Source organism: Mesorhizobium sp. P160219 (assembly GCF_057786095.1).
Genome location: NZ_JBYNWG010000001.1, coordinates 1,177,819 through 1,203,680 on the forward strand (window position 1 = coordinate 1,177,819; position 25,862 = coordinate 1,203,680).

Here is a 25,862-nt window from a genome sequence, read left to right on the forward strand (position 1 = left end):
TCATGAGCGATCAAAGCGACAACGCCAACGGCGCTGAGGCCGAATACGGCGCCGATTCCATCAAAGTTTTGAAGGGGTTGGACGCTGTCCGCAAGCGGCCGGGCATGTATATCGGCGATACCGACGACGGCTCGGGCCTGCATCACATGGTCTATGAGGTGGTCGACAACGCCATCGACGAGGCGCTGGCCGGCCATGCCGATCTCGTCACGGTGACGCTTAATCCCGACGGTTCGGTCACCGTTATCGACAATGGCCGCGGGATTCCGACCGATATTCACACTGGCGAAGGCATTTCGGCGGCCGAAGTGATCATGACGCAGCTGCATGCCGGCGGCAAATTCGACCAGAATTCCTACAAGGTGTCTGGCGGCCTGCACGGCGTCGGCGTCTCGGTGGTCAACGCGTTGTCGGCCTGGCTGAAGCTGAAAATCCGCCGCAACGGCCAGATTTTCGAGATGAGCTTCACGCATGGCAATGCCGATGCGCCGCTCAAGGCCACCGGCAGCTATGAGCAGAACAAGCAGCCCGGCACCTATGAGGGCCGCAGCGGTTCCGAGATCACCTTCTTTCCGTCGTCCGAAACCTTCACCATGGTCGAGTTCGACTTCGGCACGCTGGAGCACCGGCTGCGCGAACTCGCCTTCCTGAATTCCGGCGTACGCATCATCTTGACCGATGCCCGCCATGCCGATCTCGTGCGCCACGAACTGCACTATGATGGCGGCCTGGAAGAGTTCGTCAAATATCTCGACCGGGTCAAGAAACCGCTGATCGACAAGCCGATCGCCATTAAGGCCGAGCGCGACGGCATTACCGTCGAAGTGGCGATGTGGTGGAACGACAGCTACCACGAGAACGTGCTGGCCTTCACCAACAACATCCCGCAGCGCGATGGCGGCACCCATCTGGCCGGCTTCCGTGGCGCGCTGACGCGCCAGATCACCGGCTATGGCGAATCGTCGGGCCTGACCAAGAAGGAAAAGGTGGCGCTGATCGGCGACGACTGCCGCGAAGGCCTGACGGCGGTGCTGTCGGTCAAGGTTCCCGACCCGAAATTCTCCTCGCAGACCAAGGACAAGCTGGTCTCGTCGGAAGTCCGCCCGGTGGTCGAAGGCCTGGTCAACGAGGCGCTTGGCACCTGGCTGGAAGAACACCCGACCGAGGGCAAGGTGGTCATCGACAAGGTGATCCAGGCGGCTGCGGCGCGCGAAGCCGCGCGCAAGGCCCGCGACATCACCCGCAAAAGCTCGCTCGGCGTCACCTCTCTGCCCGGCAAGCTTGCCGACTGCCAGGAACGCGACCCGGCGAAATCCGAAATCTTCATCGTTGAGGGTGATTCCGCCGGCGGCTCGGCCAAGGGCGGCCGTTCGCGCCAGAACCAGGCGATCCTTCCGTTGCGCGGCAAGATCCTCAATGTCGAGCGCGCCCGCTTCGACCGCATGCTCGGCTCCGAGATGATCGGCACGCTGATCACCGCGCTCGGCACCTCGATCGGCAAGGACGAGTTCAACGCCGACAAATTGCGCTACCACAAGATCATCCTGATGACCGACGCCGACGTCGACGGCGCCCATATCAGGACCTTGCTGCTCACCTTCTTCTTCCGCCAGATGCCGGAGCTGATCGAGCGCGGCCATCTCTACATCGCCCAGCCGCCGCTCTACAAAGTGACGCGCGGAAAAAGCTCGCAATACATCAAGGACGAGAGCGCCTTCGAGGAGTTCCTGATCGGCTCCGGGCTGGAGGAGGCGTCGCTGACGCTTGCCTCCGGCGAAGCGCGGGCCGGACAGGATCTGCGCGGCTCGATCGACGATGCACTGGCCGTGCGCCAGCTCATCAACGGGCTGCACACGCGCTACAACAGGGGCGTGGTCGAACAGGCGGCGATCGCCGGCGCGCTCAATGCCGACGTGTTGAACGATCTCGGCCGCGCCAACGCCATGGCCGAGCGCGTCGCCCAGCGCCTCGACATCATTGCCGAAGACACCGAGCGCGGCTGGACCGGCCGGCTGTCGACCTCCAATGAAGGCGTCGGCGGCTACGTGTTCGAACGCACGGTGCGCAGCGTCAAGGAATTCGCGCAGCTCGATGCCGGGCTGATAAATTCGGCCGACGCACGCCAGCTCGACCGCTATGCCCCGCGCCTCATGGAAGTCTATGGCGAGCCGCCGGTGCTGCGCCGCAAGGATGTCTCCGAAACCATTTCGGGGCCGCTGGCGCTGCTCAACGCGGTGTTTGCGACCGGCCGCAAGGGCCTGACCATGCAGCGCTACAAGGGCCTCGGCGAGATGAATGCCGAGCAGCTCTGGGAAACCACGCTCGACCCGAATGTGCGCTCGCTGCTGCAGGTCAAGGTGAATGACGCAACCGATGCTGACAGCTTGTTCTCGCGGCTGATGGGCGACGAGGTCGAGCCGCGGCGCGAATTCATCCAGGACAATGCGCTGTCGGTGGCCAATCTGGACATTTGATGGCTGCGCGCCCATCGCTTCGTCATCCTAGGGCGGAGCAAGGAGCGCAGCGACGCAGCGCAGACCCTAGGATCCATGCCGTGAGGTTAAGGCCTTGAAAACGGTGCAGAATTCTACGCCGCTGCATCATTCGACCGAGGTCACGGAATGGATCCCAGGGTCTTCGCGACGGAGCTTCGCTCCTGCTTCGCCCTAGGATGACGAAGTTGAGGGGCTTCAGTCAATCTCCACTCAACTCGGTTCCAGCTTTCGCCCGAGGTCCACCGCGTCGCGCAGCACTTGCAGATGCGAGCGCGGCGCGGTGCCCGCCGGCAGGGCGATTTCGACGCCGTTTGCCGTCGATGACCAATAAAGCGTGTGGGTGAAGATACGGCCAAGTGAGCTGCGAAGCTCGATCTGGATGTTCTCCACACCGGGGCCGAAGTTTTCCGTCATCGGACCGGAAATCGGATCGCCTGTCGCCCAGCCATTGCCGCGGTCGTAGACGTTCGTCCAGCGCGTTGCCGCAAACACCGCGCCATGATGCACCGCGCGCTGCGCCTTGCCTTGGCTGTGTCCTTCCCGGTAAAGCACGGTGCCGCCGGGGCGCCCGTCATCGGCAATCGGCGGGCAAGCCGAGAACAGGCGCTCGGCAAGGCCACGCCTGAATTCCGCGAGATTGTAGGTCACCAGGAATTCGCTGTGGGAGAGCGGACTGCCAAGCGTGACGAAATCGCTGATCTTCCAGGGCAGCGGGTGGTCGGCGTCCTTGGCCCGAAGCTGCTGGTAGAGCGCCCATTGGCCGCGCCGGAACCCGGCGAGGTCTTCAAGGTTCTTTGGCCACGCTGACCCATCAGAGCCGAGCGTTGCCTTGTCGATGGCCTCGACCGCCGCCAGTTTGGCCTTGTCGCGGACCGCTTCCAGCCTTCGCGGCCGGAACTCGGCCCACAGGATCTGCAGCAAATCATAGGCGATGATCGACCCCAGGCTGTGCGAGACTAGCACGATGCGGTCGTAAGCATCGTCCTTCATCAGCGTCTTGAGCAACGTCAGGCCGCGGTCGCGGATCAGCGCACGCTTCTCGATCGTCGCCGCCTCGGCGCGCACATAAGCGGCGACGTCACCGAAATAGGGCAGGGCGAACTGATCCACCGCCCAGATGACAAAAGAAGCGAGGGTGGTGATCATCAGGCCGGTCGTCAAGGTAACGGCCTGTTGCCAGACCGATGTTGCCAGCACGAGTGCTGCGCCCAGAATGACGATAACGATCAGAAGTGTGGCGACGTAAAGCTTGCGGGCGTCGAGCGGAATGTCGGCGGGCTTGCGCCACAACAGGTTCGTAACCCAGGCGGCCAGCCGGCCGCGCGTCGTGCCTTGCGTGATGTCGGCCCAATAAAGCTCGTAGAAATCGGTACGGCGGCCATCGACGTCGTAGGGCGTGGTGATGCGGCGCAGCTCGTGTGACTTGGTCCGGCTGTCGGGCGTGATCCAGCTCTGGTTGATCGTGGCGCCGGAAACGGCCGGATCGGGAATCTGGGCGTAGGGTGGAGCACGGGTGGGATCGCTGCTCCAGACCGCCTGGACGAATCCCCTCAGCGTACCCATCGGCCGCTGCTCGCCCATGCCGTGCACGATCACCACCGCCTGGCCGGGCTGCGCCTTTTTGTAAGCCAGCGATGCGACAGTCTTGGGCATCAGCGTCTCCGTTGACGACATCCGACGGCGGGATCGCTCATGCTACCCCCGGCTCACCGAGCCAACAATACACGGCAGCCCATGTGGAACTCCGTGAACCAATCCACAGTTTCGCAGTCGTGCCTCGGGCCGCGCGGAAAATGGTTCCGTTCCCGGCAAGCAAATCATTTCATTGCCCTTCGGAACGGAAATCGCTCAGGAACATTGTGACGACATCGATCAATTTCTCGCAGGGAGGCTCTTTATGGGACGCGGTATTTTGCTCTGGTTGCTCGGTATTCCGATCCCGATCATCATTCTCATCATGCTGTTCGTACGGTAGGAGGCGTCGATGCAGTCCACCGTATCGGCTGTCGACGTATCCGCCTCAACAGAATCCTCCGCCCCGGCCGTCAGCTGGGGTCCGATCATCGCCGGCGCCTTCGCGGCCTCGACGCTGACCTTCATCCTCATGCTGCTCGGTTCGGGGCTGGGGCTGACCATGGTCTCGCCGTGGTCCGGCGCCAGTGCCTCGCTGACCACCTTCGCGGTGTCCGGCGCCATCTGGCTCATCATCGTGCAATGGCTGTCCTCCGGGGTCGGTGGCTATCTTGCCGGACGCCTGCGCACCAAATGGGTCGGCATCCACACCGACGAGGTCTATTTCCGTGACACCGCGCACGGCCTCCTCGCCTGGGCGCTGGCGACATTGCTGGTCGTCGGCATTCTCGGGTCGGCGCTGTCGGCAGTGCTTGGTTCAGGCGTGCAGGCGGCTTCTACTGTTGCCTCAGGCGCCGCCATGGGTGCTTCGGCCGGCGCGTCCGCCAATGCCGGCAGCGCACCGGCCGACAATGCAACGTCCTATCTTGTGGATACGCTGTTCCGTCCGGCTGATGCCGCCAGGCTCGCGGCGGCCAATCCGGACAGCGATGCGGCTGCGGCCGGGCAGGCTTCGCGCATCCTCATCGCCAGTGCGGCGGCAGGCGAAATTTCGGCTGACGACAAGACCTATCTGTCGCAGCTCGTCGCCGCCCGCACCGGGCTTTCCGAGGCTGACGCCAAGGCGCGTGTCGACGCCCTGGTGGCCAGGGTCGAGGACGCCAAGGTCAAGGCCAAGCAGGCCGCCGACGCCGCCCGGAAAGGCAGCGCCACCTTCGCACTGCTTGGCGCCCTGTCGCTGGTTATCGGCGCCTTCATCGCCAGCGCTGCGGCAGCACTGGGCGGCAGGCAGCGCGACGACGAGGAAGCGGTTTTCCTGACCAGCCGCTGAACCGGTCTTCAACATAGAAAAGCCCGGTCGAACCGGGCTTTTTTGTTTCCGATGATGGACCGACAACCTTCCAGTGGAAGGTTGCAGCGGGATCAGTGATCCATGGCCTTGACGATTTCCTCGGTCATCTTCTTGGCGTCGCCGAGCAGCATCATGGTGCCGTCCTTGTAGAACAGCGTGTTGTCGATGCCGGCATAGCCGGAGCCGAGCGAGCGCTTGACGAACAGGCAGGTGCGGGCCTTGTCGACGTCGAGGATCGGCATGCCGTAGATCGGCGACGACTTGTCGTCGCGGGCGGACGGATTGGTGACGTCGTTGGCGCCGATGACATAGGCGACATCGGCCTGCGCGAACTCGGAGTTGATGTCTTCCAGTTCGAACACTTCGTCATAGGGAACATTGGCTTCGGCGAGCAGCACGTTCATGTGGCCGGGCATGCGGCCGGCCACGGGGTGGATGGCGTATTTGACATCCACGCCATTGGCCTTGAGCTTGTCGGCCATTTCGCGCAGCGCGTGCTGGGCCTGAGCGACCGCCATGCCGTAGCCCGGCACGATGATGACCTTCTGTGCGTTCATCATCAGATAGGCAGCGTCGTCGGCCGAGCCCTGCTTGACCGTGCGTTCGATGCCGTCATCGGCAACCGCCGCGGTCTCGCCGCCGAAGCCGCCGAGGATGACCGAGATGAACGACCGGTTCATGCCCTTGCACATGATGTAGGACAGGATGGCGCCGGACGAGCCGACCAGCGCGCCGGTGATGATCAACGCCAGATTGCCAAGCGTGAAGCCGAGTGCCGCGGCGGCCCAGCCGGAATAAGAATTCAGCATCGAGACGACGACCGGCATGTCGGCGCCGCCGATCGGGATGATCAAGAGGACGCCGAGCGCCAGCGACGCCGCGACGATCAGCCAGAACACCAGCTTGGCCTCGGTGGTGACCAGAAGCACGATCAGCACGATCAGCGCGATGCCGAGGACCGCGTTGATGATGTGACGGCCGCCGATCATGATCGGCTTGCCCGACATGCGGCCATCGAGCTTGAGGAAGGCGATGACGGAGCCGGTGAAAGTGATGGCGCCGATGGCAACGCCAAGGCTCATCTCGATCAGCGCCTGGGCGTGGATGTCGCCATTGGTGCCGATGCCGAAACTTTCCGGCGCGTAGATGGCGGCTGCCGCTACCATGACGGCGGCAAGGCCGACCAGCGAGTGGAAGGCGGCGACCAGCTGCGGCATCGACGTCATGGCGATGCGGCGCGCTGTAACGGCGCCGACGCCGCCGCCGATGGCCAGACCAAGCACGATCAGGCCGAAGCGCCCGGCGGACGGAGTCGCCAGCGCCAGCGTGGTGGCAATGGCAATGCCCATGCCGATCATGCCGTAGAGATTGCCTTGGCGGCTGGTGGTCGGATGCGACAGGCCGCGCAGCGCCATGATGAACAGGACGCCGGAGACCAGGTAGAGGAAGGACGCGAAGTTGGCGTTCATGGCTCTCTACCGGTCCTTCTTCTTGTACATGGCCAGCATGCGCTGGGTGACCAGGAAGCCGCCAAAGATGTTGACTGAGACCAGCATCAGCGCGACGAAGCCGAAGCCGGTGGCAATGCCGGAGGCCGAGATGCCGACGGCCAGCAGCGCGCCGACGACGATGACCGAGGAGATGGCGTTGGTGACCGCCATCAGCGGCGTGTGCAGCGCCGGCGTCACCGACCAGACGACGTAGTATCCGACGAAGATCGCAAGTACGAAGATGGCGAAGCGGAAGACGAAGGGATCGATGGCGCCGCCGGACAGTGCGTGCGCGGCATCGCCCGCCGCATCGACGCCACCGGGCGCGTTGGCCAGGTTCTGCACAGCCAGCCGGACGGCGGCACTTGCCTGGTCGAGCTGATCGAGGGCTTTCTGCAAGGTCTGATCCATCACGCGATCCCCTTCGGCTTGGCGGCGGACTTGCCGGCAGTGGCTTTGTCGGACGCCTTTTTCGGTGCAGCCTTCTTCGGCGTGGCATCAGCCACCATGGTCTCGGCCGGAATGGCCGCCGGTTCGATATGGGGCTGTTCCGCCGCCTTGGCGAAGGCCGGATGCACCACGCGGCCAGCGTCGGTCAGCATCGTCGCCTTAACCAGATCGTCTTCGCGGTTGATGGCGAGCGTCTTGCTGGTCTTGTCGACCAGCGTCTCGAGGAAGGCGAACAGGTTCCTGGCGTAGAGCAGCGAGGCCGATGCGGCGACGCGGCCGGGCACGTTGAGGTGGCCGACGATCTTAACGTTGTTGGCCGTCGTCACCACCTGACCCGCAACCGCGCCTTCGACATTGCCGCCGCGCTCGACGGCGAGGTCGACGATCACCGAACCCGGCTTCATCGAGGCGACCATCGCCGCCGACACCAGCTTCGGCGCCGGCCGGCCGGGGATCAGCGCCGTGGTGATGACGATGTCCTGCTTGGCGATGTGCTCAGCGGTGAGCGCTGCCTGCTTCGCCTGGTACTCCTTCGACATTTCCTTGGCGTAGCCGCCGGCGGTCTCGGCCGCCTTGAACTCCTCGTCCTCGACGGCGAGGAACTTTGCGCCAAGCGACGCCACCTGTTCCTTGGCGGCGGGACGAACGTCCGTGGCGGTGACGACAGCGCCGAGACGGCGCGCCGTGGCGATCGCCTGCAGGCCGGCAACGCCGACGCCCATGATGAAGATCTTCGCCGCCGGCACGGTGCCGGCCGCAGTCATCATCATCGGCAGCGCGCGGTCATACTCCGATGCGCCGTCAATCACGGCCTGGTAGCCGGCGAGATTGGCCTGCGACGACAGCACATCCATCGACTGGGCGCGGGTGATGCGCGGCATGAATTCCATCGAGAAGGCGGTGACCCCAGCCTCGGCAAGCGCCGCGACCGCGGCATCATTGCCGTAGGGATCCATGATGGCGATGACCGCCGCACCCGATTTGTAGCCCTTCAGCTCGGCGTCGGTCGGCCGGCGCACCTTCAGCACCACATCCGCCCGGCTCGCATCCGAAGCCTTGCCGATCGCGGCACCCGCCTTGGCGAACTCCTCATCGGGAATGCGCGACTTGGTGCCGGCGCCCGTCTCGACGGTGACGTCGAAGCCCAGCGCCGCCAGCCGCTTCACGGTATCGGGCGAGGCCGCGACACGAGGCTCGCTGGCATCGAGCTCGCGAGGGATGAAAACCGTCTGTCCCACCGCATGATCCTTTCGGCTGGAACCTGTTTGCGCAAGAGTGCGGCCGGATATCCGGCTACGCCCTGGCAAGGGGTCTGTATAGACTATCGGAGAATGAAGGCGCCGAGGGCGAGGATCAGCACGAACAGGATGGTCGCGGAGAAGAAGCCGCCTGCGAAGAAGCCGAAAGCCATGGCCAGGAGCAGGGCGCCGCAGAACAGCGAGCCGTATTTGGCCAGCGCCAGAAAGCCATGATAGGTGCGGTCATGTTCGGCATAGTCCATCTTCGCGCCCAGTTCGACAGGACCGGTCGGCGTGTGATCAGCCATAGGAATACCCCTTCGAAGACATCTTTGAGGCACATAGCGAAAAGCCGGGCCAAGAGCAATGGCGCTATTGCCGCACGACCAGTGACAACAGCCTCAAAGGAATGTTGAAAGCCGGCGGTATGGGCTTGTCGCCGGCCTGGCGTCGAAGGTTGAGGATTTTGCGTTTCAACCGGCTAGATGCGGAAACAGCCCGAGCAGCCCAATGACGATCAGATAGAGCGCGACGATGTAGTTGAGCAGCCGCGGCATCACCAGGATCAGCACGCCGGCAATCAGCGAGATCAGCGGGGTCAGTGCTAGCTCGGGAATATGCATGTCGGTTCCTTTCTATGGCCGCGTCGGCGTCGTGACGTCCAGAACGCCGAAGCGGCCGGAAAGCTCCTCGCACCGGGCGCTAAAGTGCGCCGGCTTTGCCGACATTACGCTGCTTCGCGAAAATATTTAGCGGTGGGCAGGATGGTCAGCGGCGCGAGCTCGCCGGCCGGCGCCTTGGCAAACAGCATACGCCGCTCCAGCGCCGTCGACTGGAAGAAGGGAAAGCGCTCCAGCGTCGGGGCCATGTTCTGCTCGCAGATCGATTCATAGAAGAAGATCGGCATGGTGAAGGGCGGGTAGAGGCGCGGCTCGCCGACCTGCACCGATCCGAAGATGCGATGGTAGAAGGCCGTGTGCTCCTCGCGGATCATCGAAATGCAGCTGGTGGCGTTGAAGAAGGTGTTGGCGATAACCGCGAGCCGCAGCGTGACATAGGGCAGGGCGCGGTTGGCCGACGACATTTGCGGATCGATCGCCAACCGGCTCGGGTCGATGAAGGTTTCACCGCGCGCCAGCCGCAGCAGCAGCCGGTCGCCGAAAACGGTCATGATCGGCGCTTCGGGGGTCTCACGGGTCAAATGGTGGAGCCTGACGGTGCTGACCAGCTCGCCATCCATGAAGACGCCGAAACAGTAGCAATTGCGCACTTCGTCAAGGGGATCGACGAGCTTCTGTTCGGTAATGGTGTCAAGCAGGCCGTGTGTATGAAAGGCCTTGTAGCGCAGCCGGTAGACCGCTTCGAGATCCTCGCCGCTTTCGCAGCGCCGGTATTCGACACGCTCGAGGACGTCGAGGACGTTGCGGGCGAACAAGGAAGGCGGGCCGGATTTGACTGCCGCACCCGAAAGCACACCTGACTGATGCGTGTCCATTACTTCCCCTCGTACCGCCGCAGGAGAACAATACCGGACGACCGAAGGAACAAGAAGATGAAACTCTAATCGTCTGTGTTTACCGATCATTAACCTTAACAATCAGTTAACGCCTAGACAATACAACGCTTTTTAGACGGGCTTTTCAAGCGCAATTTAATGACGGGTCAGGGCGTGGCGAGTTTTGCCGCCGGCCGCAGCTCGGCGGCGAAAGGCCAGGTCACGTTGGACATGGTCTCTATGCCCGAGGCACTGAGTGCTGCGCCAAACAGGAAGCCCTGGACGAGGTCCGGCTTGACCGAATGCACCAGGATCTTCAGCTGTTCGAAGGTTTCCACACCTTCGATGGTGACGGTCAGCCCGAGCACGCGGGTCAGGTCGACGATGCCCTTCAACAAGTCGAGCGAACGCTTGTTCTGGGTCACGTCCATCAGGAACGAACGGTCGATCTTGATCTTGTCGAGCGGCAGCTTGTGGAGGTAGCTCAGGCTTGAATAGCCGGTGCCGAAATCGTCGAGCGCAATGCGCACGCCAAGCTGCTTAAGTTCCTCGATATACTGGCGCGTTAGCGATTTGTCGTCGAGCAGTGCGGTTTCGGTGACTTCGATCTCGAGGCGGCCGGCGGCGAGCCCCGAAGTGGCAAGCGCGTCGCGAACCTTCTGGACAACGTCGCGGTTGCGGAAATCCTTGGCCGAAAGGTTGACCGAGACGCTGGTCTGTGCGGGCCATTTAGCGCATTCGGCGCAGGCAGCCGCGAGCACAAAAGTGCTGATCTCGGAAATGATGCCCATTTCTTCGGCCAGCGGAATGAAGATGCTGGGCGAAACCGGCCCGAGATCGGGATGATCCCAGCGGCACAGCGCCTCGCAACTGGCGATGCGCATGGTGTTCATCGCCACGATCGGCTGATAGACCACCCGCAGCGCCTTGCCTTCGACCGCCGTGCGCAGATCGGCCTTCATCAGCTGGCGGTTGCGGAACGCCGCATCCATCGCTGCCTCGAACAGCCGCCAGTTGTTCTTGCCGAGTTCCTTGGCCTTGTAGAGCGCCAGATCGGCCTTGACGATCATGGCGTCGACATCGGTGTCGTCGACCCTGGACAGCACGGCGCCCGCGCTTGCCTGGATGCGCAGACCGTGGCCTGCGACGTCGACCTCGCCCTGCAGATCGGCAAAGATCTGGTCGAGCAGGCCCGTCAGATGGCTTTCATCCTCGACGCGGTCGAAGAAGATCATGAACTCGTCGCCGCCGAAGCGGCTGACATTGACGCCTTGCCCGGCGACGGCCGCCAGTCGCTCGGCAACGGCATAGATAAGTCCGTCGCCGACCGGATGGCCGAGGGTGTCGTTGACGCTCTTGAAATCGTCGAGATCGAGCACCGCCAGGGCGCACAGGCGGTCGCGGCTGCCCGACGCCATGGCTTCACCGACCAGCTCATGGAAATACGCGCGGTTCGGCAGGCCGGTAAGGCTGTCATAGCGCGCCATGAAGCGGATTTTTTCCTCAGCCTCGACGCGGGCGGTGACGTCCTCGAAGGTGATGACACCGAGATCCTGATTGCCTTCGCGGGCCGAGAACTCATAGTGCTGGCCATTGGAGAAGGAGACCAGCACCTTGCGGTCGCGGCCCTCGCGCAAGGCGCGCGTCAGCTGCGCTTCGACATAACGACAGTCTTTCGGCGCCAGCATGCCGCCCGCAACGCCGCGCAGGAGCAGCGAATGGATCGACCGCCCGAGCAGCTGGTCGGGCGAGCGCAGCGACATCAGATGCGCGGCTTCGGCATTGCCGACCACGACCTTGCCGTCGGGGCCGAGCATGACCAGGCCATGCGACATGGTGTTGAGCGCGCGGTTGAAGCGCTCGGCGAGCCTGGCGGCCGTCTTGCGCTCCGAAATGGCGTTGAACAGCACGGTGCGGACGTGGCTGGCCATCCGGGTGATGATGAAGATGAACGGCACTATGTAGAGGCCGAGGATGAAATCGCCGAGATGTCCCTTGAGCATCAGCCCGACCGCGATCGGCAGCACGACCGTGAAGGCCTGCACCGCAACCATGGTCTTGGAGCCGTAATTGCGGCCGACAATGGTCACCGTCGAGCCCATTATGACGGCGATGGCGGCACTTTCCCCGAAGACATCGGGAATGAGATAGATTGAGGTGAAGCAGAAAAGCCCCATGAAGAAAGCCTGGATGGTGCCGCCAACCAGGTAGTAGCGTTCCCACTTCTTGGCTTGTTCATAAGTTTCGAAACTGCCTATGCGCAGGCCTTTGCGGATGCCGTAGTAACGGTAAAGCCCCGCCGCAAGCATAAGCGCGGCCAATGCAAGATAGGCCGGATGCCCCGAGGTAAAATAAACCAGAATGCCGATGAGGCCATGGCAAAATGCGCCAATCAGCAGGATCCCGGGATCGTTGAACAACGATCGCACGAACCCAGCATAGACGTCCTCACCTATCTCTGCGGCTTTGTTTTCTTGCATGGCCTGCGGTGTCGCACGAACCGCAGTCATGTCACATTCGCCTTAAGAAAGGTTTAGAGATGCCGTTCCGACGCCTGGCGTCAAGTCGGCTCCATCGGCGTAAACCGCGAAAATTCGTGTTCAGGTAAACAAGGCGTATCGATCACTCGGCGGCCTGAAGTTCAGGCCGCGCCGGCGTGTTGGCCAGCCGCTCGACAAGCCTTGTGCGCTCGCCCTCTGCCTTTTCGGCGCTGGCTTGCCTGACATGGCCGTAGCCGCGAATGAGCGCCGGCACCGAGACAAGGGCGATGGCGGCCTCGATCCTGCCTGGCGCAAGTGCTTTGGCGACAAGCTCCAGATCGGCCTCATAGCGGGCCAGAAGCTGCCGCTCCATGCGCCGCTCGGCGCTGTAGCCGAACACGTCGAAGGCCGTGCCGCGCAGGCTTTTCAGCGCCGCCAGCAGGCGAAAACCCTTCATCATCCACGGGCCGAAGCTCGATTTCCTCGGCTTGCCGTCATTGCCGCGCCTGCCCATGATCGGCGGCGCCAGATGAAATTCGAGTTTGTCGTAGCTCTGGAACTGTTTTGAGAGCTCCATAGCGAAGGAGCCGTCGGTGTATAGCCGCGCCACCTCATATTCGTCCTTGATCGCCATCAGCTTGAACAGGTTTCTGGCGGCGGCCTCGGTCACCGCGGTCGAGTCAGGCACGGCCTTGGCCTCGGCAGCACGCAAAACCGCCAGCTTCTCGGCATAGCGCCTGCCATAGGCGGCATTCTGATAGGCAGAGAGGAAAGCGACGCGGCGGGCGATGATATCGTCCAGCGTCTTGGCGATCTCAGTGGCCTTGCCCGGCTGGGCGACGAGGCCGCGCACAAACTCCGGCTGATGCGCGGCGCGCCGGCCCCAGCGGAAGGCGGCGATGTTCATCGCCACCGCCTCGCCGTTTAATTCGATTGCTTTTTCAACGGCTTGCGCGGACAGCGGCAGCCCGCCATGCTGGAAAGCGAAGCCGAGCATGAACATGTTGGCGCCGAGCGAATTGCCGAACAATTGGGTGGCGGTGCGCGTGGCGTCGAAGAAATGGGTCTTGTCTTCGCCGGCGGCAGCACGGATCGCCTTCTTCAGGCGCTCGATCGGCAGCGAGAAATCGGCCGAACGGGCGAACTCGCCAGGCATGATCTCGGCGGTGTTGGCGAGGAAGATGGTATGGCCTTCGCGTACCGCGCCAAGCACCTTCTTGGCGCCCGAGACGACGAGGTCGCAGCCGAGCACCAGGTCCGCCTTGCCGGCCGAAACGCGGATCGCGTGGATGTCGTCCGGGGTGCGGGCGATGCGGACATGGGTGAACACCGAGCCGCCCTTCTGGGCGAGGCCGGCCATGTCGATCATGCCGCAGCCCTTGTCCTCGAGATGGGCGGCCATGCCGAGCACAGCACCTATGGTGACGACGCCGGTGCCGCCGACGCCGTCGATGATCGCCGCCCAACCCTCGCTACCGAGCGGGAATTCGGCTGGCACCGGCACGCCGTCAAGCGGGTCGGAGCGCCCGGCAATGCCTTCGGCCTTCCTGATCTTGGCGCCGTGCACGGTGACGAAGGACGGGCAGAAGCCGTTGACGCAGGAGAAGTCCTTATTGCAGCTCGACTGGTCTATTCTGCGCTTGCGGCCGAACTCGGTTTCGACCGGCTGGATCGAGACGCAGTTCGATTGCACCCCGCAATCGCCGCAGCCCTCGCAGACCAGTTCGTTGATGAAGACCCGCTTGTCGGGATCCGGGAAGGTGCCGCGCTTGCGGCGGCGGCGCTTTTCGGCGGCGCAGGTCTGGTCGTAGAGCAGCACCGAGACGCCCTTGACGTCGCGCAGCTCGCGCTGGACGAGGTCGAGGTCGTCGCGGTGGTGGATGGTGGCGCCGGAGGGGAATTCGGCCTTCCCCGCATATTTGTCCGGCTCGTCGGTGACGATGGCGATGCGCTCGACGCCTTCGGCGCGCACCTGCCTGGCGATCATGTCGACAGTCAGGCCGCCCTCATGCGGCTGGCCGCCGGTCATGGCGACGGCGTCGTTGTAGAGGATCTTGTAGGTGATGTTGGCATCGGTCGACAGCGCGAAGCGGATCGCCAGCGTGCCGGAGTGATTGTAGGTCCCGTCGCCGAGATTCTGGAAAATGTGGCCGCGCTTGGAGAATGGCGCCTGGCCGACCCATTGTGCGCCCTCGCCGCCCATGGCGGTGAAGCCGACCGTGTTGCGGTCCATCCACAGCGCCATGAAATGGCAGCCGATACCGGCGGCGGCGATCGAGCCGTCCGGCACCTTGGTCGAGGAATTGTGCGGGCAGCCGGAGCAGAAGAACGGCGTGCGCGAACCGATATCGCTGGTGTCGGCAAGCATCGCCTGGAACTGGCGCAGCTTTGCCACCTTGGCAGTGATCTCTTCCGAAGGGCCGATTGTGCGCAGGATGCGCTCGCCCAGCGCAATGGCGATCTCGTTGGGGTCGAGCGCGCCCTTGGCCGGGAACAGCCAGTCGCCGCGCTCGTCCTTCTTGCCGACGATCATCGGCTGGGTGGCGGTGCCGTAGAGGTTTTCGCGCAGCTGCACCTCGATCAGCGAGCGCTTCTCCTCGACGACGACGATGGTGTCGAGGCCGCGGGCGAATTCGGCGATATGCTGCAGGTCGAGCGGCCATGGGCAACCGACCTTGAACAGGCGGATGCCGATGCGGCCGGCGGCGGCCTCGTCGATGCCGATGTCTTCCAGCGCCTGGCGGACATCGAGATAGCTCTTGCCGAGCGTGATGATACCGAGCTTCGGCGCGCGGCCGCCCGAATAGACGATGCGGTTCAGGCCGTTGGCATGGATGAAGGCGGATGCAGCGGCGCGCTTGTATTCATGCAGCCGCTCCTCCTGGCCGAGCATGTCGATCTCGTCGCGGATGTTGAGGCCGCCGGGCGGCATATCGAACTCCGGCACGACGATGTTCAGGCGCTCGAGCGCGGCATCGACGGAGGCCGTGGATTCGATGTTGTCCTTGACGCATTTGATAGCCGCCCAGGTGCCGGCGAAGCGCGACATGGCAAAGCCGTAGAGGCCGTAGTCGATGATCTCCTGAACGCCGGCCGGGTTGAGGATCGGCACCATGGTGTCGACGAACAGGAATTCGGTGGCGTGCGCATTGGTCGATGATTCGGCCATATGGTCGTCGCCCATCAGCGCAAGCACGCCGCCATACTTCGACGATCCCGCGAGGTTGGCGTGGCGGAAAACGTCGCCGGAGCGGTCGACGCCCGGTCCCTTGCCGTACCAGACCGAAAACACCCCGTCATGCTTGCCTTCGCCCATTAATTCCGTCTGCTGAGAGCCCCAGCAGGCAGTGGCGGCAAGCTCCTCGTTGAGGCCGGGCTGGAAGACGATGTCGGCCTGCGCCAGCTGCTTTTTCGCCCGCCACAGCTGCATATCGAGGCCGCCGAGCGGCGAGCCGCGATAACCGGACACGAAGCCGGCCGTGTTGAGGCCGGCCCGGCGGTCGCGCTCGCGTTGCATCAAAAGCATGCGGATGACCGCCTGTGCACCGGACAGGAAGATGCGCTCCTTACCAAGATCGAACTTGTCGTCGAGCGCGACGTCGTGCAGCGTCATCAGGCATTTCCTCTGCGGAGACAGCACCGGGGGCGCGCAGCCAACGTAGGAGTGAGATGGCGCAGTCTTTCTCCGCTTGCAAGGCAGGTCAAACGAAATCGAAAGTGCCAGGCAAATCGCAACGAACGATCCGCTGCCGTCGCGTATCCGGCACGAAATCGGTCCGCGGCGGTTGTCCGGCGACCAAAAATTTCCACGCAATCGCGCCGGGCTAAGACGCGTCAGCCTTTCGAGCAATCCGGCTTCGGCTCACCCGGCAGCTTGCCGTCGGGATGGCCGGCAAGATCGGGATTGGCCGTATAGAGCTGGTCGACCACCAGCGGCCGGTCGGGAAGGATCGACTGGTCCTCGCTCGACATCAGCGTCGTGTCGATCTTCTGCAGGAACGTGCCGTCAGGACCCCTGATGCTGATCGAAATCGCATAGGGCTTGTCCTTGACGATACAGGTCAGCGCCGGGCTTTCCAGGCTGACCTTGTCGAGCTTCGGCCAGACCTTCTGCTCGATCACCAGGGGAGGACCGCCAGCCGGATTCTGGAAGCTGGCGACCGCAACCTGGCCTTCGCCCATCGGCTGCAGGGGCCGCAGCGTCACGACATAGGTCGCCCGGGCGAGGCGGTAATTGAAGACGACGACCTTGCCGGAAACCTCGAACAGCTTGCCGTCGCCGCCGGTGTCGCGGCAGGCGCCAAGCGCAACGGCTGCAATGAGCGCAGCACCGACAAGGATCGAACGAAAAACAACCCTAAGCATTGTTGACCTCATGTGCCGCCGTGCGGCGGCGATAGTGACGGCTTGCTTTCTGGCGGTTGCCGCACACAGCCATATCGCACCAAAGGCGGCTGGAATTGCGGCTCCTGTCGACGAACAGCCAGCTGCAATTGGGACAGATCCTGAGCCTGGCGACCGTGTCGTCGCGCAGCAGCGACAAGGCCGAAACCGCCAGCGCCGCCTCGAACGCGATCGGCGTCGCCGGATCGCCGAACGGTCTGCCCGGTGCGCCGATTTCGGCCAGGCTCCGGTCGAGGCCGTTGGCGCAGGCCTTGAGAAAAGCGGCGAGGTCGCCGGCGGCAAGCGCACCTTTCGACACCGCGCCGCGAAACAGGCAGTCGGTCGTCTCGCGGATCGCCAGCACCACCGGAGCGATCCTGTCCGGCGAGGTCGCCTCCAGCGGTCTGCCGCCAAGCTCGGCACCGCGAAAGCCGCTTGCGGCATCGGCGAAGCGCGCGATCTCGGCCGGATCGTCAAAACGGTCGAAGGTCTTTTCCGGATCGTTGCGCAACACCACGGTGTTGGCCGTATCGAGCGCAAGAATGCCGCCGGTGAAGCGATGCGGGGTCCAAGATACCGTCATATCAGAAATCTAACCGATAAACCGCATTTGACAAGTTAGATTCTAGGATGCAAACATTGGCGCGGGCTCCAGCGCCCGGAAAGCAGTCTATGCTCTATTTCTTCCAGCAGGTGCTGAACGGGCTGCATTCCGGCGCGCTCTATGCGCTGCTTGCCTTCGGCTACGTGCTGACCAACGGCATCCTGCACCGGACCAATCTCGCCTATGGCGCGCTGTTCGCCTTTTGCGGCCAGACGATGATCCTGACCGTGGCCTTCGGCTATCAGGTATTGTGGCTGACCTTGCTGGCGGCAGTGGTGCTCGGCGTCGTCACGGCTTTCCTTTATGCCGCGCTGATCGGCCACGTGCTGTCGCGCAGCGTCTTCGAACCGCTGGCCGACCGCACGCCCAATGCCATTGTGGTGACGACGCTCGGCATCCTGCTGGTGCTGTCGGAAGCAAGCCGTATCGCCGCCGACACGCATGACTGGTGGCTGCCGCCTATGCTGGCGCAACCCATTGTCTTCGCTCAGGATGCCGGCTTCCAGGCGACGCTGACGCTGATCCAGCTCATCGATTGCGCGGTGGTTCTGGCGGCAATCATGCTCGCCGCATGGGCGTTCGCCAGCTCAGGCTTCGGCCGCCGCTGGCGAGCCGTCTCCGACGATCCCAAAGCGGCTGCCATGTGCGGCGTGGACGTGCGCGCAGTGTTCCGGCATGCGGTGTTGTTTGGCGGTTTCTGCGCCGCGCTGGCCGGAATCATGGCCGCCCTTTACTACGGCAATGTCAGCTTCGGCTCGGGCCTCGTTTACGGGCTGAAAATCCTGTTCGTGACGGCGGTGGGCGGCTATCTCTCGCCGCCTCGGGCCGCGCTCGGTGCGGCCGCCTTCGGCATGGCCGAATCGCTATGGGCCGGCTATTTCCCGATCGAATGGCGCGATGGCTGGATGTATCTGTTCCTGGTCGCGGCACTTGTGCTGATCGGTCCCGGCCGCGACCAGCAGAAGATCGCCTGATCGCCGCATCCGCTGTCAGACTTTGGTTGCATGACGCAGCAGCCGGTCGGCACTTATCCCCTGCCTCCCGTCACGACGGCGTTGATCGCGCCCATGCCATGTTGACCCGCCGAACCACGCACGGCATACCGTTGGGCCACAGCGGCGCGACGGAAAATAGGGGAGCCGGCGCGCCTTCGACCTCAGGGAGGAAATGCATGGCAGGGCTGCTCGCTCTATCCAGAACGATCGACCGTATGAACGAGTTCATCGGCCGGTGGATATCGTGGCTGATCCTGCTGGCAATCCTGGTCAGCGCCGCCAATGCCATCATCCGCAAGGTCTTCGACGTCTCGTCGAATGCCTGGCTGGAACTGCAGTGGTACCTGTTCGGCGCCGCCTTCATGCTGGCCGCCGCCTATACGCTGAAGCAGAATGACCATATCCGCATCGACATCGTCTACGGCATGTGGTCGCGCCGCGTGCAGCACTGGATCGACCTGCTCGGCCATGTCTTCTTCCTGATGCCGTTCGTGACGCTGATGGTGATCTATTTTGTCCCCTACGTGTCGCTGTCGTTCCGCAGCGGCGAAATGTCGAACAATTCCGGCGGCCTGATCATCTGGCCGGCCAAGGCGATCCTGCTCGTCGGCTTCTTCCTGCTGGCGCTGCAAGGCATCTCCGAGATCATCAAGAAGATCGCCATCATGCGCGGCGACATGGACGATCCCAATCCGTTCATCTCGGTGCACGAACAGGCCGAGCTCGAGGCGAAAGCCCTTGCCGAAGAAGCCAAGGCGCTCGCCCAGGAGGCGCGCCCATGATCGAGTTCATCGCCCAGAACATGGCGCCGATCATGTTCGCTTCGCTGATCATCTTCCTGCTGATCGGCTATCCCGTCGCTTTTTCACTCGCCGCAAACGGCCTGATGTTCTTCTTCATCGGCGTCGTGCTGTCGCCCTATTCGGGCGGCTCGATCAACCTGGCGTGGCCGCTGCTGCATGCGCTGCCCGACAATTTCTACGGCAGCCGGGTGATGTCGAACGACACGCTCTTGGCAATCCCGTTCTTCACCTTCATGGGCATCGTGCTGGAACGATCGGGCATGGCCGAGGACCTGCTCGACACGATCGGCCAGCTGTTCGGCCCGGTTCGCGGCGGCCTTGCCTATGCGGTGATTTTCGTCGGTGCGCTGCTGGCAGCAACCACCGGCGTCGTGGCGGCGTCGGTCATCGCCATGGGACTTATCTCGCTTCCGATCATGCTGCGCTACGGCTATGACCGACGACTGGCGTCGGGCGTCATCGCGGCATCCGGCACACTCGCCCAGATCATCCCGCCGTCGCTGGTGCTGATCGTTCTGGCCGACCAGCTCGGCCGTTCGGTCGGCGACATGTATGCCGGCGCGCTGATCCCCGGCCTGCTGCTGACCGGCCTTTACACGCTCTACATCCTGATCATGTCGATCGTCCGGCCGAACTCGATGCCGGCGTTGCCGCTGGCGGCCCGCACGCTCGGCCATGGCGTGCTGTCGCTGCTGGCGGCACTGCTGGTGGCAGTCGCGGCTTCCTATGCGGCCTATCGCTATCTTGCGCCGGCGCATGGCGACAATGCCGATATTCTTGGCGCCAGCGTCGGCGTAGCCCTGATCTATATCGTGGCTATCGCCGACAAGGGCCTGAACATCAACATGATGTCCAGGCTGGCGCAGCAGGTGATCATCGTTTTGATCCCGCCTCTGGCGCTGATCTTCCTGGTGCTGGGCACCATCTTCCTCGGCATCGCCACCCCGACGGAGGGCGGCGCCATGGGCGCGGTTGGCGCCCTGGCGATGGCGGCAATGAAGGGGCGATTGTCGCTGGATGTCATCAAACAGGCGCTCGCGTCGACCACCAGGCTTTCCTCCTTCGTGCTGTTCATCCTGATCGGCGCGCGGGTGTTCTCGCTGACCTTCTACGGCGTCAACGGCCACGTCTGGGTCGAGCATTTGTTGACGTCGCTGCCGGGCGGCGAAGTCGGGTTCCTGATCGGCGTCAACATCCTGGTCTTCGTGCTCGCCTTCTTCCTCGATTTCTTCGAGCTCGCCTTCATCATCGTGCCGCTTTTGGCGCCGGCAGCCGATAAGCTCGGCATCGACCTGATCTGGTTCGGCGTGCTGCTCGGCGTCAACATGCAGACCTCCTTCATGCACCCGCCTTTCGGCTTTGCGCTGTTCTACCTGCGCTCTGTTGCCGCGCGCGTGCCCTATCTCGATCGCCTCACCGGCAAGCAGATCGCGCCGGTGACCACCGGCCAGATCTATTGGGGCGCCGTGCCCTTCGTCTGCATCCAGGTGATCATGATCGGGCTGACCATCGCCTTCCCGCAAATGGTCATGCGCTACAAGGGTGCGGCCGTCGATCCGGGAACGATCGAGATCAACTTGCCTGATATGCCAGGCCTTGCGCCTCTCGGCACACCACCACCAGCCAACGGTGGCCCATCACCCGCGGCGCCACTGTCGAACGATCTCTCGCAGCCGCCGAATTTCGGCGAGACGCCGCCCGCCAAGCCGGCGGCGCCGGCGACCGACCTGTCGCAGCCGCCGAACTTCAACTGATGTGTGAACACTGAGAACCTGAGTGAGGATGTTATGAGAGCCGTGCGCCTGGAAGCCGTGGGCAGCATTGCGCTACGGGAGGTCGACAAGCCTGTTGCGGGACCGCAGGACGTTCTGGTGCGCGTCGAAGCCTGCGGCGTTTGCGGCACCGACCGTCACCTCCTCCACGGCGAATTCCCTTCGAGCCCATCGGTGACGCTTGGTCACGAATTCTGCGGCATCGTCGAGGCTGTCGGTGATGCGGTTTCCGGCATCGCCATCGGTGACCGTGTTACCGGCGATCCCAACATCTTCTGCGGACGCTGCAGTCATTGTCGGGCTGGCCGGGTCAATTTGTGCAGCAATCTCAGGGCCATCGGCATCCATCGCGACGGCGGCTTCGCCGACTACGTCGTGATGCCGCAGAGCCAGGCCTTTCTTCTGCCTGCGAACCTCAAGCCAACGCATGGCGCCTTCTGCGAGCCGCTGGCCTGCTGCCTGCACGCTGTCGACCTCGCCGGAATCAGACCCGGCGCTGCCGTGGTGGTGCTTGGTGGCGGCGTCATCGGCCTGCTCACCGTGCAATTGGCGAGGCTCGCAGGAGCGGCGACCATCATCCTGTCGACGCGGCAGGCCTCCCGCCGTGTGCTCGCCGAAGAACTCGGTGCAACGGCGACGGTCGACCCAAGCGCGGTCGACCCGATCGAGGCGATCGCCGGCCCAGCCGGCCTTGTGCCCGGCGGGGCCGACGTGGTGCTCGAATGCGCCGGTGTCCCCGATACCGTCGAACAATCGATGCGGCTGGCGAAGTCCGGCGGCTCGGTGGTGATCGTCGGCGTGATGCCGCAAGGCGTGAAAGTGCCCTTCGAACCGTTCGACATCCTGTTTCGCGAGCTGAAGGTTCTCGGCTCGTTCATCAATCCCTTCACCCACAGGCGGGCGGCGGACCTTGTCGCGTACGGCGCAATCGAGATCGACAAGCTCATCTCAAGGCAGGTCGGCCTGGAGGAAGCCGCCTCGGTGATCGCCAATCCGGCAGCGCCGGGCGAGGTCAAGGTGTTGGTGGTGCCGGGCAGGGAATGAAGGGCAGCCTCAATCCTGCGGTGTTGGCGATTGGCGAAACGGCGATGACCGCGTCCCTCTCCCCGTCACTATACGAGGAGAGGATGCCGGCAGGCAGGTGAGGGGCAGCGTCAACGCTTGGATGGATAAGGTATGATTTCGGGCTCAAGGCGCCTACCAGGCCCAAGGCGATCGCCGAAGTTTGCGCCGCCCCTCATCCCCCTGCCGGGACCTTCTCCCCGTATAGTGACGGGGAGAAGGGGCTAATGTTCCTACAGCTTGCCGTTGCGCTGCTGGACCATCATGAAGGTATCGTAATTGTACTCGGCCACCTGGGCCCACAGATAGTGCTCCTTGCGGAAGCCCTTGATCGAGTCCCAGATCTTCTTGAACGGCGCGTTGGTGGCTTCCATTTCGGTGTAGACCTCATTGGCCTTCTCGAAACAGGCGGCCATGATGTCCTGGCTGAACGGGCGCAATTTCGCGCCGCCGGCCACCAGCCGCTTCACTGCTGCAGGATTGAGATAGTCGTATTTCTGCAGCATGTTGGCGTCTGCCGCGTGCGCGGCCGTGTGCACCAGCGACTTGTAGGCCGGCGAAAGCTCTTCGTACTTCGCCTTGTTGAACAGGAGATGGACGGTCGGACCGCCTTCCCACCAGCCGGGATAGTAGTAGTAGGGCGCGACCTTGTAGAAGCCGAGCTTCTCGTCATCATAGGGGCCGACCCATTCGGCGGCGTCGATGGTGCCCTTTTCCAGTGCCGGATAGATGTCGCCACCGGCGATCTGCTGCGGCACGACACCGAGCTTCGAGACCACTTTGCCGGCAAAGCCGCCTATGCGCATCTTGAGGCCGGAGAGGTCGGCGACGGTGTTGATCTCCTTGCGGAACCAGCCGCCCATCTGCACGCCGGTGTTGCCGCCCGGCAGGCCGAACAGGCCTTGCGTGGCAAGAAACTCGTTGAACAGGTCGATTCCGCCGCCATGATAGTGCCAGGCATTCATGCCGCGCGCGTTGAGCGAGAACGGCACTGCCGCACCCAGCGCCCATGTCGGGTCCTTGCCCCAGTAATAGTATGACACCGTGTGGCAGGCCTCGACGGTGCCGGCCGTGGTGGCGTCGGCCGCCTGCAGGCCGGGCACGAGTTCGCCGGAGGCGAAGACCTGGACCTGGAAATTGCCGTCCGTCGCCTCCGACAGCATCTTGGAGAAGACTTCCGCGCCGCCATAGATCGTATCGAGTGACTTGGGGAAGGATGACGCCAACCGCCACGTCACTTTCGGATTGGACTGGGCGATTGCCGGTGCGGCTAGCGTCGCGGCAGCCGCCGCAGCGCCCACGCCGGTGACCCCGGCCTTGCGGATGAATGAACGACGATCCATGCAGAACCTCCCTTTTGGACCAACAAACCGACATCAGGGACATCTCCTCGCGCCCGGTATCGATTTGCCGAAACAATACACGGGCAAGGGGTCGAGTCCAGCATGGCAGCGGGATTTGACGGCGGCGCTGGCGACAAATCCGCGGGCCGGCCAGCCAGCCTGCAACTATAGTCTAACGTTCGCCGCGTGGCCCATGCGAGATGGCGAAACTTGCCATGGAAAAGCGCCTTCGGATCGCCTATTTTGCAGGCACAATAGATAATTCGCTTCGCTCCAAATGGAATCCGGACCCAAATGCGCCAGCCGCTCGTCGCCATATCCACCGACGTCCGTCAGTTTGACAACTACACCTGGCATGCCGTCCCGCAGCAATATATCGAGGCAGCACTTTCCGGCGCCGGCGTGTTCCCGCTTTTGGTGCCGTCCTTCGGCGACCGGCTCGATTTCGACGAGCTGTTGTCCTCGGTCGATGGTGTCATGGTCACCGGCTCAAAGTCCAACGTGCATCCCTCGCTCTATGGCGGCGACGCCAGCGAGGCCAACGGCCCCTACGACCCGGCGCGCGATTCCACCACGCTGCCGTTGATCTGCAAGGCGATCGAGCGCGGCGTGCCGCTGCTTGCCATCTGCCGCGGCATCCAGGAGTTGAACGTGGCGCTAGGCGGCACGCTTGGCACCGAGATCCAGGAGCGCGAAGGTTCGCTGGACCATCGCGCGCCGGTGAGCGACAACCAGGACGAACGTTTCGCCATTCACCAGACCATTTCGATCAAGCCGGGCAGTTGCCTGGCCGGTGTATTCGGCGCCAGCGACATCAAGGTCAACTCGCTGCACCGCCAAGGCATCGACCGCCTCGGCTCGAAGCTGCAGGTCGAGGCCGTTGCCGGCGACGGCACGGTCGAGGCCATTTCGGTGAAGGACGCCCGCGCCTTCGCCGTCGGCGTGCAATGGCACCCCGAATACTGGGTCAAGTCGGACAGCAACTCGGCCAAGATCTTTCGCGCTTTCGGCGATGCGGTGCGCCTGCATGCGGCGGCGAAAGCCGGCGCGCGGGCGGCGGCCGAGTAGACGTCGGCCACCGGCGCTTTCACTCGCCATCAAGCGATATCAGAACTTATAGCTGAAGCCCACGCGGACAGTTTGAGTCGTCACCTCGGTCGGGTAAAGCCAAGAACTGTCGGTCGCCGGGTTGTCGGTGAACTTGCCGAAATCGCTGTAGCGATATTCGACACGGGTCGTCCAGTTTTGCGTGAAGGCATATTCCACGCCCGCACCCAGTGTCCAACCTGCTTTTGTATGAGACGAACTGTCTGTCGTTATGCCTTCATCGTAGTGGGTATCGAAATGAGCTATCGCAAGACCGCCCGTTGCATAGAACAGGGCTGGTCCCGTTGCGTAGCCAAGGCGTGCGCGAAGCGAGCCCTGGACATCGATCTTGGTTTTGATGGTGCCGGCAAAGTCTAAATCCACGGAGCCGCTCATTCCCGAGCCTTCGATATCGGCCTCGGCACCGAGAACGATCGAATTGAAGGCCTTGTTGTAGCCGAGGTGAATACCGCCGAGCACTCCGTCAGAGTTCCATGAATCAGCCCAGTCGGAACTGCCGCTACCGATGTTCTGATCGTGGCCTTTGACATCACCCCAGCCGTAGCCAAGCTGCGCGCCCACGTAAAAGCCGCTCCATTCGTAAGCTACTGGAGCCGCGGTAATCGAATCCGCAGCAAAAGCGCAACCCGAAAAGGCCGCAATAATGGTTGACGCAAGAAGGATCGATTTCACGTAGCACCCCCGGATAGAACAGGGGGAAGCCTATCCCGCTTCGGTTGCAATGCAAGGATGTCGGGTCACTTTGAGGCGCCCTCGAAGCACTTTTCCCATCCGCCGTTGCAGAAAGCCCACGGTTTTTGCTCGACAAGCGATCTCCGGCAGATCAATCTTCGGTTGTCGCCAGCGAAAGCAGCGGCGTGGCCGGAGCGTAGGATTCGTAGCCGTCGCCATCCGCAACCGAGAAGGTGACGATCGGGTCGGTGCCGTCGGCGCTGAACGCGATTGTGCCGTCCTCGCCCTCTCGCCAGAATTTTGCCCGCTCGATCCCCGGCAGCAACCCGCGGCAACTCGGCGCCACGGTCAACAGCGACAGGCCATCGTCAATCGCGGCGCCGCGGCTAACCGCGCAGTCGCCTTCGTCGCCATTGGCGACCAGCCTGAAGGTGGTTGCCGGCCTTGCTTCATTGGCCGAACTTTCACTGCTGCCGCCGTGAAACAGCTGAAAGCCGGCGAAAAGTGCCGCTGCCGCAATCAATGCCGGAAGTTTCGTCATCTTGCACTC

Annotated in this window: 22 protein-coding genes; 8 read left to right on the forward strand and 14 right to left on the reverse strand. The window is 63.3% G+C overall.

Features of this window, described 5'->3' with window-relative positions; translation table 11 throughout:
• The first annotated feature begins 2 nt into the window (after nucleotides 1-2).
• Nucleotides 3-2,474, forward strand: a complete 2,472-nt coding sequence (gyrB, locus tag AC3EMP_RS05935) for a DNA topoisomerase (ATP-hydrolyzing) subunit B (RefSeq protein WP_023671333.1) — start codon at nucleotides 3-5, stop codon at nucleotides 2,472-2,474.
• A gap of 231 nt (nucleotides 2,475-2,705) precedes the next feature.
• Here gyrB and AC3EMP_RS05940 read toward each other — a convergent pair whose 3' ends face one another.
• Nucleotides 2,706-4,148 (reverse strand): hypothetical protein, encoded by a 1,443-nt coding sequence (locus AC3EMP_RS05940; RefSeq protein ID WP_023736882.1) that lies wholly within the window; start codon nucleotides 4,146-4,148, stop codon nucleotides 2,706-2,708.
• Between the two features lie 331 nt (nucleotides 4,149-4,479).
• On the opposite strand from AC3EMP_RS05940, the gene AC3EMP_RS05945 reads away from it, so the two are divergent.
• On the forward strand, nucleotides 4,480-5,397 hold the full coding sequence (locus AC3EMP_RS05945) for a membrane protein (RefSeq protein ID WP_023695930.1): 918 nt from the start codon (nucleotides 4,480-4,482) through the stop codon (nucleotides 5,395-5,397).
• 92 nt (nucleotides 5,398-5,489) lie between these two features.
• Here the strand turns inward: AC3EMP_RS05945 and AC3EMP_RS05950 are convergent, their stop codons facing one another.
• From AC3EMP_RS05950 to AC3EMP_RS05970, 5 genes are all read right to left on the reverse strand, one after another.
• Nucleotides 5,490-6,887, reverse strand: coding sequence for an NAD(P)(+) transhydrogenase (Re/Si-specific) subunit beta (locus AC3EMP_RS05950; protein WP_023671337.1), 1,398 nt, complete (start codon nucleotides 6,885-6,887; stop codon nucleotides 5,490-5,492).
• A gap of 6 nt (nucleotides 6,888-6,893) precedes the next feature.
• Complete coding sequence (locus tag AC3EMP_RS05955) at nucleotides 6,894-7,319, reverse strand: NAD(P) transhydrogenase subunit alpha part 2 (protein WP_032891560.1); 426 nt, start codon at nucleotides 7,317-7,319, stop codon at nucleotides 6,894-6,896.
• Entirely contained in the window at nucleotides 7,319-8,596 is a 1,278-nt protein-coding gene (locus AC3EMP_RS05960; protein ID WP_023695932.1) for a Re/Si-specific NAD(P)(+) transhydrogenase subunit alpha, read from the reverse strand. Before AC3EMP_RS05960 ends, AC3EMP_RS05955 begins: the two co-directional genes overlap by 1 nt.
• 83 nt (nucleotides 8,597-8,679) lie before the next feature.
• A complete protein-coding gene (locus AC3EMP_RS05965; RefSeq protein WP_023671340.1) occupies nucleotides 8,680-8,904 on the reverse strand; it encodes an aa3-type cytochrome c oxidase subunit IV in 225 nt (74 codons plus the stop codon).
• A 165-nt stretch (nucleotides 8,905-9,069) separates the two neighbouring features.
• Nucleotides 9,070-9,219: a DUF3096 domain-containing protein gene (locus tag AC3EMP_RS05970; RefSeq protein ID WP_023671341.1), complete on the reverse strand. Its 150-nt coding sequence runs from the start codon at nucleotides 9,217-9,219 to the stop codon at nucleotides 9,070-9,072.
• Here AC3EMP_RS05970 and AC3EMP_RS05975 point away from each other — a divergent pair.
• Nucleotides 9,218-9,349: a hypothetical protein gene (locus AC3EMP_RS05975; RefSeq protein WP_280793507.1), complete on the forward strand. Its 132-nt coding sequence runs from the start codon at nucleotides 9,218-9,220 to the stop codon at nucleotides 9,347-9,349. The two genes, AC3EMP_RS05970 and AC3EMP_RS05975, sit on opposite strands and share 2 nt — an antisense overlap.
• Here the strand turns inward: AC3EMP_RS05975 and AC3EMP_RS05980 are convergent.
• The 5 genes from AC3EMP_RS05980 to AC3EMP_RS06000 all read right to left on the reverse strand — a co-directional run bounded on the left by AC3EMP_RS05980 (nucleotide 9,324) and on the right by AC3EMP_RS06000 (nucleotide 17,537).
• Nucleotides 9,324-10,091, reverse strand: a complete 768-nt coding sequence (locus AC3EMP_RS05980) for an N-acyl amino acid synthase FeeM domain-containing protein (protein WP_023695933.1) — start codon at nucleotides 10,089-10,091, stop codon at nucleotides 9,324-9,326. The two genes, AC3EMP_RS05975 and AC3EMP_RS05980, sit on opposite strands and share 26 nt — an antisense overlap.
• Nucleotides 10,092-10,258: 167 nt before the next feature.
• Nucleotides 10,259-12,601 (reverse strand): putative bifunctional diguanylate cyclase/phosphodiesterase, encoded by a 2,343-nt coding sequence (locus AC3EMP_RS05985; RefSeq protein ID WP_031196397.1) that lies wholly within the window; start codon nucleotides 12,599-12,601, stop codon nucleotides 10,259-10,261.
• Nucleotides 12,602-12,713: 112 nt separating this feature from the next.
• Nucleotides 12,714-16,184: an indolepyruvate ferredoxin oxidoreductase family protein gene (locus tag AC3EMP_RS05990; protein ID WP_352710680.1), complete on the reverse strand. Its 3,471-nt coding sequence runs from the start codon at nucleotides 16,182-16,184 to the stop codon at nucleotides 12,714-12,716.
• A 221-nt stretch (nucleotides 16,185-16,405) separates the two neighbouring features.
• Nucleotides 16,406-16,936, reverse strand: a complete 531-nt coding sequence (locus tag AC3EMP_RS05995; RefSeq protein WP_023746550.1) for a hypothetical protein — start codon at nucleotides 16,934-16,936, stop codon at nucleotides 16,406-16,408.
• The gene (locus AC3EMP_RS06000) at nucleotides 16,929-17,537 is read right to left on the reverse strand and encodes a CGNR zinc finger domain-containing protein (RefSeq protein ID WP_352710682.1); all 609 of its coding nucleotides are present in this window, start codon (nucleotides 17,535-17,537) and stop codon (nucleotides 16,929-16,931) included. Before AC3EMP_RS06000 ends, AC3EMP_RS05995 begins: the two co-directional genes overlap by 8 nt.
• An 89-nt stretch (nucleotides 17,538-17,626) precedes the next feature.
• Here AC3EMP_RS06000 and AC3EMP_RS06005 point away from each other — a divergent pair, with 89 nt between their 5' ends.
• The 4 genes from AC3EMP_RS06005 (at nucleotide 17,627) to AC3EMP_RS06020 (ending at nucleotide 22,172) form a co-directional block, all read left to right on the forward strand.
• Nucleotides 17,627-18,532, forward strand: a complete 906-nt coding sequence (locus tag AC3EMP_RS06005) for a branched-chain amino acid ABC transporter permease (protein ID WP_023732628.1) — start codon at nucleotides 17,627-17,629, stop codon at nucleotides 18,530-18,532.
• Between the two features lie 197 nt (nucleotides 18,533-18,729).
• Complete coding sequence (locus AC3EMP_RS06010; RefSeq protein WP_023683517.1) at nucleotides 18,730-19,335, forward strand: TRAP transporter small permease subunit; 606 nt, start codon at nucleotides 18,730-18,732, stop codon at nucleotides 19,333-19,335.
• Complete coding sequence (locus AC3EMP_RS06015) at nucleotides 19,332-21,110, forward strand: TRAP transporter large permease (RefSeq protein WP_352710684.1); 1,779 nt, start codon at nucleotides 19,332-19,334, stop codon at nucleotides 21,108-21,110. Before AC3EMP_RS06010 ends, AC3EMP_RS06015 begins: the two co-directional genes overlap by 4 nt.
• Before the next feature lie 33 nt (nucleotides 21,111-21,143).
• Nucleotides 21,144-22,172: a zinc-dependent alcohol dehydrogenase family protein gene (locus AC3EMP_RS06020; RefSeq protein ID WP_352710687.1), complete on the forward strand. Its 1,029-nt coding sequence runs from the start codon at nucleotides 21,144-21,146 to the stop codon at nucleotides 22,170-22,172.
• Between the two features lie 251 nt (nucleotides 22,173-22,423).
• On the opposite strand, the gene AC3EMP_RS06025 is transcribed toward AC3EMP_RS06020, so the two are convergent.
• Nucleotides 22,424-23,533: a TRAP transporter substrate-binding protein gene (locus AC3EMP_RS06025; protein ID WP_023725935.1), complete on the reverse strand. Its 1,110-nt coding sequence runs from the start codon at nucleotides 23,531-23,533 to the stop codon at nucleotides 22,424-22,426.
• A gap of 294 nt (nucleotides 23,534-23,827) precedes the next feature.
• On the opposite strand from AC3EMP_RS06025, the gene AC3EMP_RS06030 reads away from it, so the two are divergent.
• Nucleotides 23,828-24,601 carry a gamma-glutamyl-gamma-aminobutyrate hydrolase family protein gene (locus AC3EMP_RS06030; protein WP_352710690.1) on the forward strand — a complete coding sequence of 258 codons (774 nt, stop codon included), beginning with the start codon at nucleotides 23,828-23,830 and terminating at the stop codon, nucleotides 24,599-24,601.
• Nucleotides 24,602-24,640: 39 nt separating this feature from the next.
• On the opposite strand, the gene AC3EMP_RS06035 is transcribed toward AC3EMP_RS06030, so the two are convergent.
• Both AC3EMP_RS06035 and AC3EMP_RS06040 read right to left on the reverse strand, forming a co-directional pair.
• Nucleotides 24,641-25,312: an outer membrane protein gene (locus AC3EMP_RS06035; RefSeq protein WP_488494592.1), complete on the reverse strand. Its 672-nt coding sequence runs from the start codon at nucleotides 25,310-25,312 to the stop codon at nucleotides 24,641-24,643.
• Nucleotides 25,313-25,463: 151 nt separating this feature from the next.
• Nucleotides 25,464-25,853: a hypothetical protein gene (locus AC3EMP_RS06040; RefSeq protein ID WP_027049205.1), complete on the reverse strand. Its 390-nt coding sequence runs from the start codon at nucleotides 25,851-25,853 to the stop codon at nucleotides 25,464-25,466.
• Nucleotides 25,854-25,862 lie beyond the last annotated feature (9 nt).

Coding starts and splice junctions, on each gene's coding strand:
- gyrB (WP_023671333.1), top strand. CDS start 3: ATGAGCGATCAAAGCGACAACGCCAACGGCGCTGAGGCCGAATACGGC.
- AC3EMP_RS05940 (WP_023736882.1), bottom strand. CDS start 4,148: ATGCCCAAGACTGTCGCATCGCTGGCTTACAAAAAGGCGCAGCCCGGC.
- AC3EMP_RS05945 (WP_023695930.1), top strand. CDS start 4,480: ATGCAGTCCACCGTATCGGCTGTCGACGTATCCGCCTCAACAGAATCC.
- AC3EMP_RS05950 (WP_023671337.1), bottom strand. CDS start 6,887: ATGAACGCCAACTTCGCGTCCTTCCTCTACCTGGTCTCCGGCGTCCTG.
- AC3EMP_RS05955 (WP_032891560.1), bottom strand. CDS start 7,319: ATGGATCAGACCTTGCAGAAAGCCCTCGATCAGCTCGACCAGGCAAGT.
- AC3EMP_RS05965 (WP_023671340.1), bottom strand. CDS start 8,904: ATGGCTGATCACACGCCGACCGGTCCTGTCGAACTGGGCGCGAAGATG.
- AC3EMP_RS05975 (WP_280793507.1), top strand. CDS start 9,218: ATGTCGGTTCCTTTCTATGGCCGCGTCGGCGTCGTGACGTCCAGAACG.
- AC3EMP_RS05970 (WP_023671341.1), bottom strand. CDS start 9,219: ATGCATATTCCCGAGCTAGCACTGACCCCGCTGATCTCGCTGATTGCC.
- AC3EMP_RS05980 (WP_023695933.1), bottom strand. CDS start 10,091: ATGGACACGCATCAGTCAGGTGTGCTTTCGGGTGCGGCAGTCAAATCC.
- AC3EMP_RS05985 (WP_031196397.1), bottom strand. CDS start 12,601: ATGACTGCGGTTCGTGCGACACCGCAGGCCATGCAAGAAAACAAAGCC.
- AC3EMP_RS05990 (WP_352710680.1), bottom strand. CDS start 16,184: ATGACGCTGCACGACGTCGCGCTCGACGACAAGTTCGATCTTGGTAAG.
- AC3EMP_RS05995 (WP_023746550.1), bottom strand. CDS start 16,936: ATGCTTAGGGTTGTTTTTCGTTCGATCCTTGTCGGTGCTGCGCTCATT.
- AC3EMP_RS06000 (WP_352710682.1), bottom strand. CDS start 17,537: ATGACGGTATCTTGGACCCCGCATCGCTTCACCGGCGGCATTCTTGCG.
- AC3EMP_RS06005 (WP_023732628.1), top strand. CDS start 17,627: ATGCTCTATTTCTTCCAGCAGGTGCTGAACGGGCTGCATTCCGGCGCG.
- AC3EMP_RS06010 (WP_023683517.1), top strand. CDS start 18,730: ATGGCAGGGCTGCTCGCTCTATCCAGAACGATCGACCGTATGAACGAG.
- AC3EMP_RS06015 (WP_352710684.1), top strand. CDS start 19,332: ATGATCGAGTTCATCGCCCAGAACATGGCGCCGATCATGTTCGCTTCG.
- AC3EMP_RS06020 (WP_352710687.1), top strand. CDS start 21,144: ATGAGAGCCGTGCGCCTGGAAGCCGTGGGCAGCATTGCGCTACGGGAG.
- AC3EMP_RS06025 (WP_023725935.1), bottom strand. CDS start 23,533: ATGGATCGTCGTTCATTCATCCGCAAGGCCGGGGTCACCGGCGTGGGC.
- AC3EMP_RS06030 (WP_352710690.1), top strand. CDS start 23,828: ATGCGCCAGCCGCTCGTCGCCATATCCACCGACGTCCGTCAGTTTGAC.
- AC3EMP_RS06040 (WP_027049205.1), bottom strand. CDS start 25,853: ATGACGAAACTTCCGGCATTGATTGCGGCAGCGGCACTTTTCGCCGGC.